Below are 17,842 nucleotides of genomic sequence, written 5' to 3'. Positions count from 1 at the left end.
ACCATTCAGAGAGGAATCACCCGTGGATATCACCCGACGCGGCCGCCTCGCCGGCGCCGCCCTGCTCACGGCCGGCATCGTCGCCGCTGCCCTCACCGGCTGCTCCGGATCGAACTCCGGCTCGTCCGGCTCGGCCGGCGGCACCTACACGTTCTGGGACCCGTACCCCCAGTACGACGCGTCGTCGGCCTGGGCCAAGGTCATCGACCAGTGCGGCTCGTCGGCCGGCGTGAAGATCAAGCGCACCGGATACGACACGAGCGACCTGACCAACAAGGCCCTGCTCGCGGGGCAGCAGAGCAACTCGCCCGACATCCTGCTCGTCGACAACCCGGTCGTCTCGACGCTCGCCTCGGCCGGCATCCTGACCACGACCGCGGAGAACAAGCTCGACGCGGGCGACGTGTCGAAGAACATCCTCGGCGCGGGCGTCATCGACGGCAAGACGTACGGGGTCCCGATCGGCGCCAACACCCTCGCGCTGTACTACAACCCGAAGGTGCTCCAGGCCGCCGGTGTCGACATCTCGAGCGTCAAGGACTGGGCCTCGCTCACGGACGCGCTCGCCAAGGTCGTCGCGTCCGGCCACAAGGGCATCACGTTCTCGGGCATCAACACCGAGGAGGGGAGCTTCCAGTTCCTGCCGTGGTTCTGGGGCGCGGGCGCCGACCTCACGAACCTCGACTCCGACAAGGCGGTCGCCGCACTGACCCTCTGGACCGACTGGATCAAGAAGGGCTACGCCCCGAACTCGGTGATCCAGAACACCCAGACCACGTCGTGGCAGGAGATGCAGACCGGCGACTTCGCGTTCTCGGAGAACGGCACCTGGCAGAAGGCCGACGCGGCCAAGAACGGCTTCCAGGTCATCCCCCTGCCCGCCGAGAACGGCGGCTCGGCCCCCGCGCCGACCGGCGGCGAGTTCCTCACGATCCCGGTCCAGAAGGACTCGGCGCGCTACGCCACCTCGGCGAAGATCGTCGCGTGCCTGACGTCGACGAAGAACGTCGTGAACACCGACAACACGCTCAACTACATCGGCGCGACGAGCGCGGTGCAGGAGAAGCAGCTCGCCGGCGACCCGACGCTCAAGCCGTGGATCGACGCCGTGCAGGTCGCGAAGGCCCGCACGGGCGACAACCTCGGGACCAAGTACCCGAAGATCTCCGAGCAGCTGTGGACCGCCATGCAGAAGGCCGAGAGCGGCAGCGCCAGCCCCGCCGACGCCCTGAAGGCCGCCCAGACCGCGGCCGCCGCGGCGACCAAGTAGTGACCGAGTAATCAGACCGGGAGGTGGATCACGTGACGAGCACGCCGACAGGAGTCCGACGACGTCGGAGTCCCCGGCAGGGACGATGGGCGGCCCTGGCGTTCATCGCCCCCGTCGTGATCTACCTCCTGGTCTTCTACGCCTATCCGCTCGGCCGCAACGTCGAGCTGAGCGTGCGGGACTACACCGTCCGGTCGTTCGTCGACGGGACGGCCCCCTTCGTCGGGTTCTCGAACTACGCCGCCGTCTTCGCCAACCCGACGTTCGGGCCGGCCCTGCTCAACACGGCGCTCTTCGTCGGGCTCTCGATCGTGTTCCAATTCACGATCGGGCTCGCGCTGGCGGTCTTCTTCTTCCGACGCTTCCCGCTGAACGGGATCCTCCGGGCCCTCTTCCTCGTGCCGTGGCTGCTGCCGCTGCTGGTCTCCGCGTCGACCTGGTCGTGGATGATGAACAGCGACTCCGGCGTCGTCAACGCGTTCCTCGAGGCGGTGGGCATCGGCCAGATCAACTGGCTCACCTCGCCGCAGTGGTCGCTCGTCGCGGTCCTCATCGCGAACATCTGGATCGGGATCCCGTTCAACCTGGTGATCCTCTACAGCGGCCTGCAGTCGATCCCCTCCGAGATCTACGAGGCCGCGTCGATCGACGGCGCGAACGGCTGGCAGAAGTTCTGGCGGATCACGTTCCCGCTGCTGCGCCCGGTCTCGGCGATCACGATCCTGCTCGGGCTCGTCTACACGCTCAAGGTGTTCGACATCATCTGGATCATGACCCGCGGCGGTCCCGCGGACTCGTCGACGACCTTCGCGATCTGGGCCTACCGACTCGGCTTCGGGAGCCTCATCCCGAACTTCAGTCCGGCGGCGGCGGTGGGCAACCTGCTCATCCTCATCGCCCTCGTCTTCGGGCTCATCTACATCCGCACGCAGCGTCGACTGGACCCCGCATGACCCGCACCCGCTCCGGGATCACGACGGCGATCGGCGTCGTCCTGACCGCCCTCATGCTGTTCCCCGTCTACTGGATGGTGAACGTCTCGCTCACCCCGTCGCAGAACCTGCGCAAGAGTCCGCCGAACCTGCTGCCTCTCGACGCGACGTTCGACGGCTACGCGCGCGTCTTCTCCCAGCAGCTGCCGTTCCTCGGGACGAGCCTGCTGGTCGGCCTCGGGACGGTCGTCCTCACCCTGGCGCTCTCGGCGCCGGCGGCGTACAGCCTCGCGAAGCTCCGCCCCCGCGGCGGGAGCGCGCTGAGCTTCATCCTCCTGATCGCCCAGATGATCCCGGCGATCATCATGGCGATGGGCTTCTACGCCATCTACCTCAACATCGGGATCCTCAACACGGTGTGGGGCCTGATCATCGCGGACTCCACGATCGCGGTGCCGTTCGGGGTGCTCATCTTCACGGCGTTCATGTCCGGCATCCCGAACGAGCTGCTCCAGGCGGCGACGATCGACGGCGCCGGGTACTGGCGCACCTTCCGCTCCGTCGTGCTGCCGGTGAGCCGCAACTCCATCGTCACGGTGTCGCTCTTCGCGTTCCTCTGGGCGTGGTCGGACTTCATCTTCGCGACGACGCTCGACGGGGGAGGCGACCTCCAGCCGATCACGCTCGGCATCTACCGCTACATCGGCAACAACAATCAGGAATGGAACGCGATCATGGCGACCGCGGTGGTCGCGTCGATCCCGACGGCGGTGCTCCTGGTGGCGGCGCAGCGCTTCGTCGCGGCGGGCGTGACCGCGGGTGCGGTGAAGGACTGATGGCGGCTGCATCCCGGGGTGCGGTCCTGGCGCCCGTCGTCCCCTCGCGCGCGGTGCTGCGGCCGCTCGGCCTCGACGAGGTCCGGCTCATGGGCGGCTTCTGGCGCGCCTGGCAGGACCTCAACGCCGCCACGATCCTCGACCACTGCGAGGCGTGGATGGAGCGGATCGGCTGGATCGGCAACTTCGACGCCGCCGCGGCGGGAGGCGCCTTCGAGCACGCCGGGCAGTTCGCCTTCGTCGACTCCGAGGTCTACAAGCTGCTCGAGGCGATGGCGTGGGAGCTGGGCGCGCGCCCCGACGCCGGCCTGCGGTCGCGCTTCGACGCGCTCGTCGCCCGGGTCGCGGCGGCGCAGGAGCCGGACGGCTACCTGCACACCGCGTTCGGCCGCCCCGGGCAGCCGGCGCGCTGGTCGGATCTGGAGCAGGGCCACGAGCTGTACTGCGCGGGCCACCTCATCCAGGCGGCCGTCGCCCGGCTGCGGAGCGGTCACGACGACCTGCTGGTCGAGGTCGCGCGCCGCGTCGCGGACCTGCTCGTCGTCGAGTTCGGCGCCGCCGGGCGCGACGCCGTGTGCGGGCACCCCGAGGTCGAGATGGCGCTCGTCGAGTTCGGCCGTGCGACCGGCCGGCCCGCGTACGTCGAGCTCGCGCGGCTGTTCGTCGAGCGGCGCGGCCGGGGCCTCCTCGATCCGGGTGAGCGCGGGGCCGCCTACTACCTCGACGACCGCCCCGTCCGCGACGCCGACGTGCTGCGCGGGCACGCCGTGCGGGCCCTGTACCTGGCTGCCGGTGCGCTCGACGTGGCCGACGAGACCGGCGACGCCGAGCTGGCCGCGGCCGTCGAGCGGCAGTGGGCGGCGACCGTCGCCCGCCGCACCTACCTGACCGGAGCCATGGGATCGCACCATCAGGACGAGGCCTACGGCGACGACTGGGAGCTGCCGGCCGATCGTGCGTACGGCGAGACCTGCGCGGGCGTCGCCTCCGTGATGCTGAGCTGGCGGCTGCTGCTGCGCACGGGCGACGACCGCTACGCTGACCTCATCGAGCGCACGCTGCTCAACAACGTGCTCGCCTCGCCCCGGGAGGACGGCCGCGCCTTCTTCTACTCGAACACGCTGCACCAGCGCACCCGCGGGCAGGCCGTCGGCGACGACGAGCTGAACCCGCGCGCCGAGGCGGGGCTCCGGGCGCCGTGGTTCGAGGTCAGCTGCTGCCCGACCAACGTGGCGCGCACGCTCGCCTCGATCGCAGGCTACCTCGCGACGGCGACCGACGACGGCGTCCAGCTGCACCAGTACGCGGACGCCGAGATCGCGACTCCGGTCGCGGGCGGTCGGCTCGTCCTGCGGGTGCGGACCGCCTATCCCGACGAGGGGGTCGTGCGGATCGAGGTCGTCGAGGCGCCGGGCGCTGCGGTCGCGCTGCGGCTCCGGATCCCGCCGTTCGCCCGCGGCGCGGCGACCCTCGACGGAGAGCCGATCGACGCGGCCGCCTCCCATGTCGAGGTGCGCCGGGTGCTCGCGCCCGGCACCGGGCTGGAGCTCCGGCTCCCGCGCCGGCTCCGCCGCATCGTGCCGGACCCCCGGATCGACGCCGTGCGCGGCTCGTCGGCCTACGAGCACGGGCCCGACGTGCTCGCCGTCGAGTCGGTCGACCTGCCGGGCGGCCTCGACGTCGACGACCTCGTCGCCCGCGGGGCGGTCCGCCTGGTCGACGGCATCGCGACCGCCGAGCTCGCCGTCCGGGTCCGCCCCGACGACGGCTGGCCGTACCCGGCCGACGACGCCGCGGCGACCGTGCGGCCGATCGGCCCGATCCCCCTTCTTCCCTACCGCCGATGGGGCAACCGGGGCCCGTCGACCATGCGGGTCTGGATCCCCGATGAGGAGCCGGCATGACATTCACGCGGGACGGCGACGCGATCGTCTGGCGCGGCGAGGGCGAGACCCTGCGGGTCGAGCCGTGGGGCGCCGACGCGGTGCGCGTGCGCTCGGTCGCGCGGGGCGACATCCGCGACGACGACTTCGCCCTGCTGCCGAAGCCCGAGACCCCGTCGAGCGTCGAGATCCACGGCGACGTCGCGCGGCTGCGGGTCGGCCGGATCGTGGCGGAGCTCACCGAGCGCGAGTTCGAGGACTGGACGACCGGATACGACGTCGGCCGCTGCCGGGTCGCGTTCACGGAGGCCGACGGCCGCCCGCTCCTCGCCGAGCTCGACGAGGGCGGCTCGCTCGAGCTGCGCGCCCGGGAGCACCGGCCGATCCTCGGCACCTCCGCCTACCGCCTGACAGCAGGGTTCTGCTCCCCGGCGGACGAGCACCTCGTCGGCATGGGGCTCTACCAGCAGGACCTCATCGACCTGAAGGGCACGACGCTCGAGCTCGCGCACCGCAACTCGCAGTCGTCGGTGCCGTTCGTCATCTCGAGCGCCGGGTACGGGTTCCTCTGGCACAACCCGGCGATCGGGCGGGCCACCTTCGGGCGCAACCGCACCGAATGGTTCGCCGAGTCGACCGAGCAGCTCGACTACTGGGTCACCGCGGGCCACTCGCCCCGCGAGATCGTGCGGGCGTACGCCGATGCGACCGGCCACGCGCCGATGATGCCCGATCACGGGCTCGGGTTCTGGCAGTGCAAGCTCCGCTACTGGAACCAGGAGCAGCTGCTCGAGGTCGCGCGCGAGCACGCGCGGCGCGGCATCCCGCTCGACGTGATCGTCGCCGACTTCTTCCACTGGCCGAAGATGGGCGACTACCGCTTCGAGGAGGAGTTCTGGCCCGACCCCGACGCGATGGTCGCGGAGCTGAACGAGCTCGGCATCGAGCTCATGGTCTCCGTCTGGCCGCAGGTCGACGTCGCGTCGGAGAACTTCGACCGGTTCCGGCGCGAGAACCTGCTCGTCACGTCGGATCGCGGCATGGACCTGCAGATGGCGTTCGGCGGGCTCAGCCGCTTCCTCGACGTGACCAACCCCGCCGCGCGCGAGGCGGTATGGGAGCTCTGCCGGCGGAACTATTGGGAGAAGGGCGTCCGCACCTTCTGGCTGGACGAGGCGGAGCCCGAGTACGGCGTCTACGACTTCGACAACTACCGGTACCACCTCGGCCCGAACGTGCAGGTCGGCAACCTCTACCCGCAGCTCTTCGCCCGGGCGTTCTCCGACGGGATGCGGGCGGAGGGCGCGACCGACGTCGTCAACCTCCTGCGCGCCGCGTGGGCGGGCAGCCAGCGCTACGGGGCGCTCGTCTGGTCGGGCGACATCCACTCCACGTGGGAGGACCTGCGGCGCCAGGTCGTCGCCGGCATCCACATGGGCGCCGCCGGGATCCCGTGGTTCACGACCGACATCGGCGGCTTCCACGACGGCCGCGGCGACGATCCCGCGTTCGTGGAGCTGCTCATCCGGTGGTTCCAGTTCGGCGCCTTCTCGCCGGTCATGCGCCTGCACGGTGACCGCCGCCCCGCGACGCCCGTGCGCGCCGCCGACGGCTCGGAGCGGGTGCCGACCGGCGCCGACAACGAGATCTGGTCGTTCGGCGACGAGGCCTACGGCATCCTCCGCGACCACATCGGGCTGCGCGAACGGCTGAGGGACTACCTCCGCGAGGTGATGCGCGAGGCGCACCGCGACGGGCAGCCGGTGATGCGCGGCCTGTTCCACGAGTTCCCCGATGACGCCGAGGCCTGGACCGTGGGCGACGAGTACCTGCTCGGCCCCGACCTCCTCGTCGCGCCGGTGCTCGAGCCCGGGGCGCGGTCGCGTCGGGTCTACCTCCCCGCCGGGGCCCGGTGGACCGACCTGCGCGGCGGCGCGGCCCACGAGCCGGGCTGGTCGACGGTCGCGGCCCCCCTCGAATCGATCCCCGTCTTCGTGCGCGACGGCGGCCGGGAGGAGCTGCGCGGGCTGCGCTGATCCCTCGCCCGGCTCCGCCTCGGCTAGCGTGTCGTCCACGACTTCCGAAGGGTGGACGACGTGGCGACGATCGACGATGTCGCGCGGCTCGCGGGGGTCTCCGCCAGCACCGTCTCCTACGCCATGTCGGGCAAGCGGCCGATCTCGGCGGCGACCCGCGCCCGCATCGACCGCGCCGTCCAGGAGCTCGGGTTCACGCCGCACGCGGGCGCCCGCGCGCTCGCCACGGCGCGCACGATGGTCATCGGGCTGTTCGTGCAGTTCCTCGCGTCCGAGTTCCCGCCCGCGATGCTGCAGTACGTGCTGCCGATCGCGGACGCGGCGCGGGAGGCCGGGTACGACATCCTCATGCTCACCGAGGAGGACGGCCCGGCGGCGCTGCGGCGCGTGGGCTCGACCGGCATGGTCGATGGTTTCATCCTGCTGAACGTCGTCGACCGCGATCCGCGCCTCGCCGAGCTGCGGCGGCTGCACCAGCCCGCCGCGCTCGTCGGCCTCCCCGCCGACACCGAGGGCCTGTCGGTGGTCGACCTCGACTTCGCGGCGGCCGCCCGGCTCGTCGTCGACCGGCTCCACGCCGACGGGCACCGCAGCACGGTTCTCATCACGCCGAGCACGGAGGTCATCGCGATGGGCGGGGCGTACGCCTGGCGGTTCCGCGACGCGTTCCTCGGTCGGGCGGCGGAGCACGGCATCCGGGTGCGCACGCACGCGGGCGCGACGATCCAGCCGGAGCTCGGCGAGCAGCTCGGCGGGATCCTCGACGACCTCGGCGACGCGACGTCGCTCGTGGTGCACAACGACGCGCAGATCGCGGCCCTCCCCTCGCTCCTGTCGGCCCGCGGCATCGAGGTGCCCCGCGACCTCTCGGTCATCAGCCTGTTCTCCGAGGAGTTCGGCCGGCTGTTCTCGCTGCCCTTCACCTCGATCGAGACCGGCCCGGATCGGCTGGGCCGTCACGCGGTCGCGTCGCTCCTCGCCCAGATCGACGGCGCCGACGACGCGGGCGGCGTGAGCTTCGTCGCACCGGCGCTGGTCGAGCGGGGGAGCGTCGCGCCGCCCTCGCGCTGACCCGCCGCATGGCAGTGTTGTCCCGACGTCCGCGGGGACGGGATCTGGAGGCGGGATGGACGAGCCGTCCTGGGCGTGGCCGGAGCTCCACGACGGACAGCGCGCCGTGCTCCGCGAGGTGCTCGTGCACGGCTCGCGCTCGCGTGCGGACCTCGCCCGCCGGACCGGCTTCTCGCGCACGAGCCTGACCCGACTCACCCGCGACCTCGTCGATCTCGACTTCATCGTCGAGGGCGAGATGCGCCCGAAGGGCGGCCGCGGCCGGCCCGAGGAGATGCTCGACCTCCGGCCCGAGTCCGCGCACTTCGCCGGCGTGAAGCTCACCGGCGACGCGCTCTACGCCGTGGTGACCGACCTCAACGCGCGCATCGTCGACCGCGTGGAGCGCGCCCTCCCGGCGCGCGGGGTGCCGGAGGTCGTGGAGCTCATCCGCGCGACGGTCGCCGAGTTCCGCTCCCGGCACGCCCGGCTCGCCGCGATCGGGGTGTGCCTCGCCGGTGACGTCGAGGATGCGCCGGAGGGGGCCACCGTCGTCGGGTCGCACTTCCTCGGCTGGGATCGCGTCCCGCTCCAGCGCCTCATGACGGAGGCCACCGGGCTGCCCGTCGTCGTGTCGAACGACGTCCAGGCGCTCACCGTCGGGCACCACTGGTTCGGCGCGGGGGTGGGCTGCACCTCGCTCGGCGTCGTGTCGTTCGGGGCGGGCATCGGCGCGGGGCTCGTCGTGCACGACGAGCTCGTCCGCGGCACCCGCGGCCACCCCGGCAAGGTCGGCCACCTCGCGGCGACCTCCGGTGCCGACGATCCGGTGTGCGACCGCGGCCACCGCGGATGCGTCTCCGCCTGGGTGACCGAGAAGGCGGTCGTCGCGAACGCGGGCACGCAGGACTTCGCCGACGCGATCCGCCGGGCGGAGTCCGGCGACGCGATCGCGGTCCGCGCCGTCGAGGGGGCGGCCCGCGCGCTCGGCGCGGCCATCGCGTACCTCGTCGACCTGGTGGATCCCGAGAAGGTCGTCGTCACCGGCGAAGGGCTGCCGATCGCGCGTTCCGCGCCCGCTCGGCTGCAGGACGGGATCGCCGAGCACCTCGATCCGGCGTCCGAGCCCGTGCCCGTCGACCTGCAGGACTTCGACTTCGCCGACTACGCGTGGGCGGCCGCGATCACGGCGATCCGGCGCGTCGTCCAGCCCCACGAGCTGCAGCGCGGGGCCGTCGCTTGACATTTAGTTTCGTGTAGGGACAAAATAGCGCAGCCGGGCAGGAGCCCGGTGTCTCCGGCGGTCGCAGCATCCCCTCCGCCGCCTCTACAAAGGAGTAGCGCACCGATGAGAAAGTCCCTCCGCGCGGCCGCCATCGCGGTCGTCGCCGCGGCCGGCCTCGTGCTCGCCGCCTGCTCGGGTCAGTCCGGGAGCGGCGACGGCAAGGTCGTCCACCTGACCTACTGGACCTGGGCCCCCGGCATCGCCAAGATCACCCAGCAGTGGAACAAGACCCACCCCGACATCCAGGTGAAGGTCGTCCAGGCGGCCGGAGCCGACGACATCCTGGCGAAGCTGCTCGCCGCCGAGCGCGCGGGCAACGGCCCGGACATCGCCGCGGCCGAGTACCAGAAGCTCCCGAACCTCGTCGTCTCGGGCGCCGCAGCCGACATCACCTCGGAGGTCGGCGCGATCAAGAAGGACTACACCGCCTCCACCTGGCAGCTCGCCACGGTCGGCGGCAAGGTCTACGGCATCCCGCAGGACACGGCGCCGATGGTGCTCATGTACCGCGCCGACCTCTTCCAGAAGTACGGCCTCGAGCTGCCGAAGACGTGGGACGACTACGCCGCGCTCGCCGCGAAGGTCAAGCAGGTCGCGCCGAGCGCGTTCCTCGGCGGCTACCCGGATGACGGCTCCACCTTCGCCGGCTACACGCAGCCGCTCAAGGACAGCGCCTGGTACTCGACCGACGGCAAGAGCTGGAAGGTCGGCATCGACGACGCCGCCAACAAGCGGGTCGCGGACTTCTGGCAGCCGCTCGTGGAGAAGGGCCTCGTCGACACGACCCACTTCTTCACCCCGGAGTGGAACACCGAGATGAACAACGGCACCCTCCTCACCTGGACCGCGGGCGTCTGGGCGCCGGGCACCATCGAGTCGGTCGCGCCGGACACCAAGGGCGACTGGCGGATCGCGCCGATGCCCTCGTGGGACGGCGAGCAGCAGGTCGGCTTCATGGGCGGCTCCACCGCCATGGTGACGAAGACCTCCAAGCACCCCAAGGAGGCCGTCGAGTTCCTGTCGTGGCTGAACGCCTCCAAGGACGGCGCGTCGCGACTGGCCGTCGGCGGGCTGTTCCCGGCCTCGATCCCCGGTCAGGAGAGCCTCAGCGGCCTCTCGGTGCCGCCGATCGTCGAGGGTCAGGACGACTTCTGGACGGTCGCGCAGCACATCGCCAAGCACACCGCCAAGGTGACCTGGGGTCCGAACGTGCAGGTCGCGTACGACACCTACGCCGACGCGATCAAGGCCGCGACGACGAACAAGACGCCGTACGCCGATGCGCTGACGAAGACCCAGGACGCGGTCGTGGCCGACCTCAAGAAGACGGGCTTCACCGTCACCAAGTAGCACCGAGCGATCCGGGGCGGCCGTCCGGCGGCCGCCCCGGTCCCGTGCGAAGGGAGCACTCATGACCACCGCCGCGCCGGTCGCCCTGCGACGCCGCCGCGGCTCGACCCGCCCCCGGGTCGCGCCCTGGGCCTTTCTCGCCCCTGCGATCGTGCTGTTCACGGTCTTCCTGCTGATCCCGATGGGATACGCGATCTACCTGAGCTTCGTGGGCCTCCGCGTGCAGGGCGGCGCGTTCGGCACCCGCCAGCAGGTCTTCGTCGGCCTGGACAACTACGTCGCCGCGCTGACCGCCCCCGAGTTCCTCGCCTCGCTGCAGCGGCTCGCCCTGTTCGGCGTCGTCACGGTGCCGCTCACCCTCGGGCTCGCGCTGCTCTTCGCGCTCCTGCTCGACCTGCCGGGCGTGCGGGCGATCCGCTTCGCGCGGACCGCGATCTTCCTGCCCTACGCCGTGCCGGGCGTCATCGCGACGCTGCTGTGGGGCTTCATGTACCTCCCGAGCACGAGCCCCTTCAACTACGTGCTGAAGGCGGTCGGTCTTCCGCCGTTCGACTTCCTGAACGGCTCCAACGTGTACGGCGCCCTCGCCAACATCGGCGTCTGGGGCGGCGTCGGATTCAACATGATCGTGCTGTACACCGCGCTGCGGTCCATCCCGACCGACATCTACGAGGCGGCCAAGATCGACGGGGCCTCCGAGTGGCAGATCGCCTGGCGGATCAAGATCCCGCTGCTCGCGCCCGCCCTCGTGCTCACCCTGCTGTTCTCGCTCATCGGGACCCTGCAGGCGTACTCGGAGCCGACCACGCTGAAGTCGCTCTCCAACTCGATCTCGTCGACCTTCTTCCCGCTCATGAAGGTGTACCAGGACGCGTTCAGCCTCGACGACGTCTCCGGCGCGGCCGCCGCGTCGGTGATCCTCGCGCTCGGGACCCTCATCGTCTCGCTGCTCCTGCTGCGTGCGCTCCAGCGCCGGACGTTCGACGACGGGAGGGCCCGATGAGCGCCGTCTCCGTTCCCCGCGGGCGGCTGCACCGCTCCCGCGTCGTCCCGACGATCGTCCTGATCCTCGGGGCGGTCTACACGCTGATCCCGATCCTCTGGGTCGTGACCGCGTCCTCCAAGTCGCGGGGCGAGCTGTTCTCGAGCTTCTCGTTCATCCCGGGCACCGGCTTCGGGCAGAATCTCGGCGACCTGCTCACCTACGAGGGCGGCGTGTTCTGGAGCTGGGCGCTCAACAGCCTCATCTACGCCGGCGGCGGTGCGGTGCTCTCGACGCTCGTCTCGGCGATGGCGGGGTACGCGCTCGCCCGGTACCGGTTCCCGGGCCGCGCGATCGTGTTCACGGTGCTGCTCGCGGGCGTCATGCTGCCGCAGATCACGGTCGCGATCCCGCAGTACTTCCTGGTCTCGGCGATCGGCCTCGCGAACACCCAGTGGTCGGTGCTGCTGCCGAGCATCATCAACCCGTTCGGGATCTACCTCGCGTGCATCTACGCGCAGGGAGCGGTGCCCGACGAGACCGTCGAGGCGTCGCGCATCGACGGGGCGAGCGAGTTCCGCACCTTCCGGTCGATCGCTCTGCCGATGATGATGCCCGGTCTCGTGACCGTGTTCATGCTGCAGTTCATCGGCATCTGGAACAACTTCCTGCTGCCGTTCCTCATGCTGAGCGACGAGTCGAAGTTCCCGCTGACCACCGGCCTCTACCTGCTGCTGAACCGCGGCACCGGCACGCCCGCGCTGTACAGCCTGGCCATCATGGGGGCGCTGCTCTCGATCGTGCCCATCGTGGTCCTCATGCTGTTCCTGCAGCGGTACTGGCGCCTCGACCTCATCAGCGGGAGCCTCAAGGGATGACGATGCCTCACCCGGACGGCGTCGCGAGCCCACTCGACGTCGTCTCGCACGCCGCCGACCTCCCGGAGCCGCGCCGGTTCCCCGCGATCGCGCCCGGGTTCGCCTACGGCGGCGACTACAACCCGGAGCAGTGGCCGGAATCGGTGTGGGCGGAGGATGTCGAGCTCATGCGCCGGGCGGGCGTCACGACCGTCACGGTCGGCGTCTTCTCGTGGGGGCTGCTCGAGACCGCGGACGGCGTGTTCGAGTGGGGGTGGCTCGACCGCGTGCTCGACCTGCTGCACGAGAACGGCATCGGGGTGGCGCTCGCGACGCCGACCGCGGCCCCGCCGATGTGGCTGCTGCGCGCGCACCCCGAGATCGCGACCGTCGACGAGCGCGGCGTGCGCACCGCTCCGGGCGGGCGGCTGGCGTGGTCGCCGAGCTCCGCGGTGTTCCGGCGCTACGCGCTGCGGATCGTGCGGGCGATGGCCGAGCGCTACGGCTCGCACCCCGCCGTGCGCCTCTGGCACGTGAGCAACGAGATCGGCAACGAGAACGCGCAGTGCTTCAGCGACGAGACGACCGTCGCGTGGCGCGCGTGGCTCGCCGACCGGCACGGCGACGTCGACGCGGTCAACGCGGCCTGGGGCACCGCGTTCTGGGGGCACCGTTACGGCTCGATCGACGAGATCGACCCGCCGCGCTTCTCGCGCACCGCGCACAACCCGGGGCTGCGGCTCGACTGGGCGCGCTTCACCTCCGACGCGCTGCTCGGCCACTACCTCGCCGAGCGCGCCGTGCTCCGCGAGGTCACCCCGCACCTCCCCGTCACGACCAACTTCATGGTGATGGGCGACCCGGGCACCGACGACTACGCGCGCTGGGCGCGCGAGGTCGACATCGTCGCCAACGACCACTACCTCCGGCCCGAGGTCGAGGACCGCGCCGGCGACCTGGCGTTCAGCGCCGACCGGGTGCGGGGGATGGGCGAGGGCCGTCCATGGCTGCTCATGGAGCACTCCACGAGCGCCGTCAACTGGCAGGGCGTCAACCTCGCCAAGGACCCGGGTCAGCTGGCGCGGAACAGCCTGGCGCACATCGCCCGCGGATCGCAGGGCGCCCTCTACTTCCAGTGGCGGCAGTCCTCGGCGGGCGCCGAGCAGTACCACTCCGGGATGGTGCCGCACGCCGGCGCCGACAGCCGGGTCTTCCGCGAGGTCGTCGAGTTCGGCGCGCTCCTCGGCCGGATCGCCCCGGCCGCCGCGACGACCGTGGAGCGGGCGCGCGTCGCGATCCTGTTCGACGACCAGGCGGCGTGGGCGCTGCGGGCGGGCCCCGGCCCGACCGACCGGCTCCGCGCCTTCGACCTGCCGCAGCTGCTGCACCGGACCCTCACCGCGCGCGGGATCGGGGTCGACGTGCTGCCGACCTCGGCGCCCCTCGACGACCGCGACCTGATCCTCGTCCCGACCGTTCCGGTCGTCGGGGAACCGGTCGCCGCCGCGCTGGCCGCGGCCGCGGAACGCGGGGCCCAGGTGCTCGTCGGGTTCTCGACGGGCGTGCTCGACGAGAACGGCCGGGTGCTGACCGGCGGATACCCCGGCCGGCTGCGCGAGCTCCTCGGGGTCCGGTCGACCGAGGTCCGGCCGCTCGCTCCCGGCGAGAGCGCGGCGACCGACGCCGGATGGACCGCGAGCCTGTGGACCGAGGACCTCGAGCTCCGCGGCGCCGAGGCGCTCGTCCGCTGGAGCGGCGGCGTGCTCGACGGCGTCCCGCTGCTGACCCGCCGCCCCGTCGGGGAGGGCGCGGCCCTCTACCTCGCGACCCGTCCCGACGAGCGCGGCGCGGCCGACATCATCGACCGTCTGGTCGACGCGGCCGCACTCGCCCCGGTGGCGGAGATCGATCCCGGCCTCGAGGCGACCCGCCGCATCGGCGACGCCGGGTCGTTCCTCTTCGTCATTAACCACGATACCGATGCGCCGCGAGCCGTCCGCGCCCACGGCGTCGACCTGGTGTCGGGCCGGTCGTCGGCCGGCTCGTTCGAGATCCCGCCCGGCGGCGTCGCCGTCATCCAGGAGGCACGATGAAGTTCACGGACGGGTTCTGGCAGCTGCGCCCGGGCGTCACCGCGCTGTACGCGCAGGAGGCGCACGACATCGTCGCCGACGGGCGGCGGCTCGTCGTCACCGCGCCGACGAAGGCGATCGAGCGGCGCGGCGACGTGCTCAACCGCCCCGTGATGATGGTCACCGTCAGCTCGCCGCTCGAGGGCGTCGTCCGGGTACGGATCGAGCACCACCGCGGCGGCGCGGTCGCCGACGGCTTCGACCTGGTCGGCGCGGGCGAGGACACCGGCGAGATCGAGGTCGACGCCGAGCGCGGCGTCCTCCGGACCGGCGGCCTCGAGGCGCGGGTCGGCCTCGGCGGCCCGTGGAGCCTGGAGTTCCGACACGGCGAGCGCCTCCTCACGTCCTCCGGCCACAAGTCGCTCGGCTACCTGCGCCTCGCGCCGGATGCCGAGGTCGACCGCGGAATCGTCACGAACGCCCGCACCGGATCGCCCGCGCCCGACGGGCCCGCCTACGTCCACGAACAGCTGGAGCTCGGCGTGGGGGAGTCGATCTACGGTCTCGGCGAGCGGTTCGGTCCGCTCGTCAAGAACGGCCAGGTCGTCGAGGTGTGGAACGCCGACGGCGGCACCTCGAGCGAGCAGGCGTACAAGAACGTCCCCTTCTACCTGTCGAGCCGCGGCTACGGGGTGCTCGTCAACTCCTCGCGCCACGTCTCGTTCGAGGTCGGGTCCGAGGCGGTCGAGCGCGTGCAGTTCTCCGTCGCGGGCGAGGCGCTCGAATACCTCGTCATCGACGGGCCGACGCCGGCCGACGTCCTCGAGCGCTACACGCGGCTGACCGGCCGCCCGGCGAAGGTGCCCGCCTGGTCCTACGGGCTGTGGCTCTCGACGAGCTTCACGACCGACTACGACGAGGCGACGGTGACGTCGTTCGTCGACGCGATGGCCGAGCGCGACCTCCCGCTCAGCGTCTTCCACTTCGACTGCTTCTGGATGCGCGAGTTCAACTGGTGCGACTTCGAGTGGGACCCGCGGGTCTTCCCCGACCCGAAGGGCATGCTCGCGCGGCTGCACGCCAAGGACCTCCGCATCTGCGTCTGGATCAACCCCTACATCGCCCAGCGCTCGCCGCTGTTCGACGAGGCGGCCGCCGCCGGCTACCTGGTCCGCCGTCCGGACGGCACTGTCTGGCAGTGGGATCTCTGGCAGGCCGGCATGGGCGTCGTCGACTTTACGAACCCGGATGCGGTGCGCTGGTTCCAGGACCAGCTGCGGCGCCTGCTGCGCCAGGGGGTCGACTGCTTCAAGACCGACTTCGGCGAGCGGATCCCGACCGACGTCGTCTGGCACGACGGCTCCGACCCCGAGCGCATGCACAACTGGTACGCCCAGCTCTACAACCAGGCGGTGTTCGAGGTCCTCACCGAGGAGCGCGGCACGGGCGACGCGGTCGTCTTCGCGCGCTCGGCGACGGTCGGCGGGCAGCGGATGCCGGTGCACTGGGGCGGCGACTCCACGTCGACCTTCGCCTCGATGGCCGAGACCCTGCGCGGCGGTCTCTCGCTCGCCCTCAGCGGCTTCGCCTTCTGGAGCCACGACATCGGCGGCTTCGAGGGCACGCCGGATGCGGGCGTGTACAAGCGCTGGACCGCGTTCGGCCTGCTCTCGAGCCACACCCGGTTCCACGGCAGCGGCTCGTACCGCGTGCCGTGGGCGTTCGACGAGGAGGCCGTCGAGGTGACGCGTCGCTTCGCCCACCTCAAGATGCGCCTCATGCCCTACCTCTACGCGGCGGGTCTCGAGGCGCACGAGCGGGGCATCCCGGTCATGCGCCCCATGCCGGTCGCCTACCCCGACGACCCGGCCACCGCGCACCTCGACCGGCAGTACATGCTCGGCCCCGACATCCTCGTCGCGCCCGTGCTCGACCCGGAGGGCGTGGTCGACTTCTACCTGCCCGCGGGCCGCTGGACGGGCCTGCTCGACGGGGCGGTCGTCAAGGGAGGCGGGTGGCGCCGCGAGCGGCACGGCTTCGACTCGCTCCCGCTCTACGTGCGCGAGGGCGCCGTGCTCCCGATGAGCGCGCGCACCGACCGCCCCGACACCCCGTACCTCGACGACCTCGAGCTCGTGGTGTACCCGGGGCCGGAGGGCGAGCGCACGATCACCGTCACCGACCCGGACGGCCGCTCCGCCGAGTTCCGGGTGGGCGTCGCGTCGGGGGGCGTCCGCATCGAGAGCGACCTGGCCGCAGGATGGCGGGCGCGCCGCGCCGACGGCACCGCGGTCGCGGCGGCCGGGGGCAGGATCGACCTGCCATGAACACCGACCTCGATGCGGAGGCGCTGCTCGACTACCGCAGCTCCCAGACCGCGCCCGACGACTTCGACGACTTCTGGGCGGAGACGCTCGGCCGCGCGCGCTCGACCGCGACCGCGACCCGGGTCGTCCCCGTCGACGCCGGGCTCGTGACCCTCGACGTCGCCGACGTGACGTTCTCGGGGTTCGACGGCCAGCCGGTGCGGGCGTGGCTCCGGCGCCCCCGCGGGGGCGGGCGGCTCCCGCTCGTTGTCCAGTACGTCGGCTACGGCGGCGGACGCGGCCTGCCGACCGAGAACCTCCTCTGGGCGTCGGCCGGCTACGCCCACCTGCAGGTCGACGTGCGCGGGCAGGGCTCCATGTGGTCCGTCGGTGACACCCCCGACGACGCCCCGTCGGGGCCGCAGTCGCCGGGCTTCATGACGCGGGGAATCGGCTCGCCCGCCACCTCCTACCTCGTGCGGCTCATCACCGACGCGGTCCGCGGGCTCGACGCCGCGCTGGAACTACCGGACATCGACCCCGACCGGGTCGCGGTCCTCGGCACGAGCCAGGGCGGCGGCCTCTCGATCGCGGTCGCCGGGCTCCACGCGGGCGTCGGCCGGATGTTCGCGCACGTGCCGTTCCTCTGCGACTTCCCGCGCGCCGTCCGCATCCACGACGCGGACCCCTACGCCGAGATCGTGCGGTACCTCGCCGCGCACCGCGACCACGTCGACCGGGTGATGGAGACGCTGCGCTACGTCGACGGGGTCAACTTCGCCCGTCGCGCGACGGCACCCGCGTGGTTCGGCGCCGCCCTCATGGACGAGACGTGCAAGCCGTCGACGGTGGCGGGAGCCTTCCACGCGTACGCGGGCGAGAAGGAGCTCGAGCTCTTCCCCTTCAACGGGCACGAAGGCGGCGGCCCCTTCGCGGACGCCGGCATCCTGCGGCGGCTCGCGGCCTGACCTGCGGCGCGGTCC

At 71.9% G+C, this 17,842-nt stretch carries 13 protein-coding genes; all 13 read left to right on the top strand.

Annotated elements, in window-relative coordinates:
- The first annotated feature begins 22 nt into the window (after positions 1–22).
- The 13 genes from ACTHM3_RS05520 to ACTHM3_RS05460 all read left to right on the top strand — a co-directional run bounded on the left by ACTHM3_RS05520 (position 23) and on the right by ACTHM3_RS05460 (position 17,827).
- Positions 23–1,270 (top strand): sugar ABC transporter substrate-binding protein, encoded by a 1,248-nt coding sequence (locus ACTHM3_RS05520; protein ID WP_440405101.1) that lies wholly within the window; start codon positions 23–25, stop codon positions 1,268–1,270.
- Between the two features lie 32 nt (positions 1,271–1,302).
- Complete coding sequence (locus ACTHM3_RS05515) at positions 1,303–2,223, top strand: carbohydrate ABC transporter permease (protein WP_440405100.1); 921 nt, start codon at positions 1,303–1,305, stop codon at positions 2,221–2,223.
- Positions 2,220–3,038 carry a carbohydrate ABC transporter permease gene (locus tag ACTHM3_RS05510; protein ID WP_440405099.1) on the top strand — a complete coding sequence of 273 codons (819 nt, stop codon included), beginning with the start codon at positions 2,220–2,222 and terminating at the stop codon, positions 3,036–3,038. Before ACTHM3_RS05515 ends, ACTHM3_RS05510 begins: the two co-directional genes overlap by 4 nt.
- Complete coding sequence (locus ACTHM3_RS05505) at positions 3,038–4,942, top strand: glycoside hydrolase family 127 protein (protein WP_440405098.1); 1,905 nt, start codon at positions 3,038–3,040, stop codon at positions 4,940–4,942. The genes ACTHM3_RS05510 and ACTHM3_RS05505 overlap by 1 nt, the downstream gene beginning before the upstream one ends.
- Positions 4,939–6,957, top strand: coding sequence for a glycoside hydrolase family 31 protein (locus ACTHM3_RS05500; protein WP_440405097.1), 2,019 nt, complete (start codon positions 4,939–4,941; stop codon positions 6,955–6,957). Before ACTHM3_RS05505 ends, ACTHM3_RS05500 begins: the two co-directional genes overlap by 4 nt.
- Before the next feature lie 60 nt (positions 6,958–7,017).
- On the top strand, positions 7,018–8,028 hold the full coding sequence (locus ACTHM3_RS05495; RefSeq protein WP_440405096.1) for a LacI family DNA-binding transcriptional regulator: 1,011 nt from the start codon (positions 7,018–7,020) through the stop codon (positions 8,026–8,028).
- 55 nt (positions 8,029–8,083) lie between these two features.
- Positions 8,084–9,250, top strand: coding sequence for an ROK family transcriptional regulator (locus ACTHM3_RS05490; RefSeq protein ID WP_440405095.1), 1,167 nt, complete (start codon positions 8,084–8,086; stop codon positions 9,248–9,250).
- A gap of 105 nt (positions 9,251–9,355) precedes the next feature.
- Entirely contained in the window at positions 9,356–10,642 is a 1,287-nt protein-coding gene (locus ACTHM3_RS05485) for an ABC transporter substrate-binding protein (protein ID WP_440405094.1), read from the top strand.
- A 61-nt stretch (positions 10,643–10,703) separates the two neighbouring features.
- Complete coding sequence (locus ACTHM3_RS05480; RefSeq protein ID WP_440405093.1) at positions 10,704–11,645, top strand: carbohydrate ABC transporter permease; 942 nt, start codon at positions 10,704–10,706, stop codon at positions 11,643–11,645.
- Positions 11,642–12,502, top strand: coding sequence for a carbohydrate ABC transporter permease (locus ACTHM3_RS05475; RefSeq protein WP_440405092.1), 861 nt, complete (start codon positions 11,642–11,644; stop codon positions 12,500–12,502). Before ACTHM3_RS05480 ends, ACTHM3_RS05475 begins: the two co-directional genes overlap by 4 nt.
- Complete coding sequence (locus tag ACTHM3_RS05470) at positions 12,499–14,574, top strand: beta-galactosidase (protein ID WP_440405091.1); 2,076 nt, start codon at positions 12,499–12,501, stop codon at positions 14,572–14,574. The genes ACTHM3_RS05475 and ACTHM3_RS05470 overlap by 4 nt, the downstream gene beginning before the upstream one ends.
- On the top strand, positions 14,571–16,880 hold the full coding sequence (yicI, locus tag ACTHM3_RS05465) for an alpha-xylosidase (protein ID WP_440405090.1): 2,310 nt from the start codon (positions 14,571–14,573) through the stop codon (positions 16,878–16,880). The genes ACTHM3_RS05470 and yicI overlap by 4 nt, the downstream gene beginning before the upstream one ends.
- Entirely contained in the window at positions 16,877–17,827 is a 951-nt protein-coding gene (locus ACTHM3_RS05460; RefSeq protein ID WP_440405089.1) for an acetylxylan esterase, read from the top strand. Before yicI ends, ACTHM3_RS05460 begins: the two co-directional genes overlap by 4 nt.
- Positions 17,828–17,842 lie beyond the last annotated feature (15 nt).

The sequence above is a fragment of the Pseudolysinimonas sp. genome (assembly GCF_051954455.1).
Taxonomy (GTDB): Bacteria; Actinomycetota; Actinomycetes; order Actinomycetales; family Microbacteriaceae; genus Pseudolysinimonas.
Note: the sequence above shows the minus strand (reverse complement) of the source record. Positions and strands in the feature narration are given on the sequence as shown.

Bases quoted from the DNA above. Each gene is read 5' to 3' on its own strand.
- ACTHM3_RS05510 (WP_440405099.1), top strand. From the start codon at position 2,220: ATGACCCGCACCCGCTCCGGGATCACGACGGCGATCGGCGTCGTCCTG.
- ACTHM3_RS05505 (WP_440405098.1), top strand. From the start codon at position 3,038: ATGGCGGCTGCATCCCGGGGTGCGGTCCTGGCGCCCGTCGTCCCCTCG.
- ACTHM3_RS05500 (WP_440405097.1), top strand. From the start codon at position 4,939: ATGACATTCACGCGGGACGGCGACGCGATCGTCTGGCGCGGCGAGGGC.
- ACTHM3_RS05490 (WP_440405095.1), top strand. From the start codon at position 8,084: ATGGACGAGCCGTCCTGGGCGTGGCCGGAGCTCCACGACGGACAGCGC.
- ACTHM3_RS05485 (WP_440405094.1), top strand. From the start codon at position 9,356: ATGAGAAAGTCCCTCCGCGCGGCCGCCATCGCGGTCGTCGCCGCGGCC.
- ACTHM3_RS05480 (WP_440405093.1), top strand. From the start codon at position 10,704: ATGACCACCGCCGCGCCGGTCGCCCTGCGACGCCGCCGCGGCTCGACC.
- ACTHM3_RS05475 (WP_440405092.1), top strand. From the start codon at position 11,642: ATGAGCGCCGTCTCCGTTCCCCGCGGGCGGCTGCACCGCTCCCGCGTC.
- ACTHM3_RS05470 (WP_440405091.1), top strand. From the start codon at position 12,499: ATGACGATGCCTCACCCGGACGGCGTCGCGAGCCCACTCGACGTCGTC.
- yicI (WP_440405090.1), top strand. From the start codon at position 14,571: ATGAAGTTCACGGACGGGTTCTGGCAGCTGCGCCCGGGCGTCACCGCG.
- ACTHM3_RS05460 (WP_440405089.1), top strand. From the start codon at position 16,877: ATGAACACCGACCTCGATGCGGAGGCGCTGCTCGACTACCGCAGCTCC.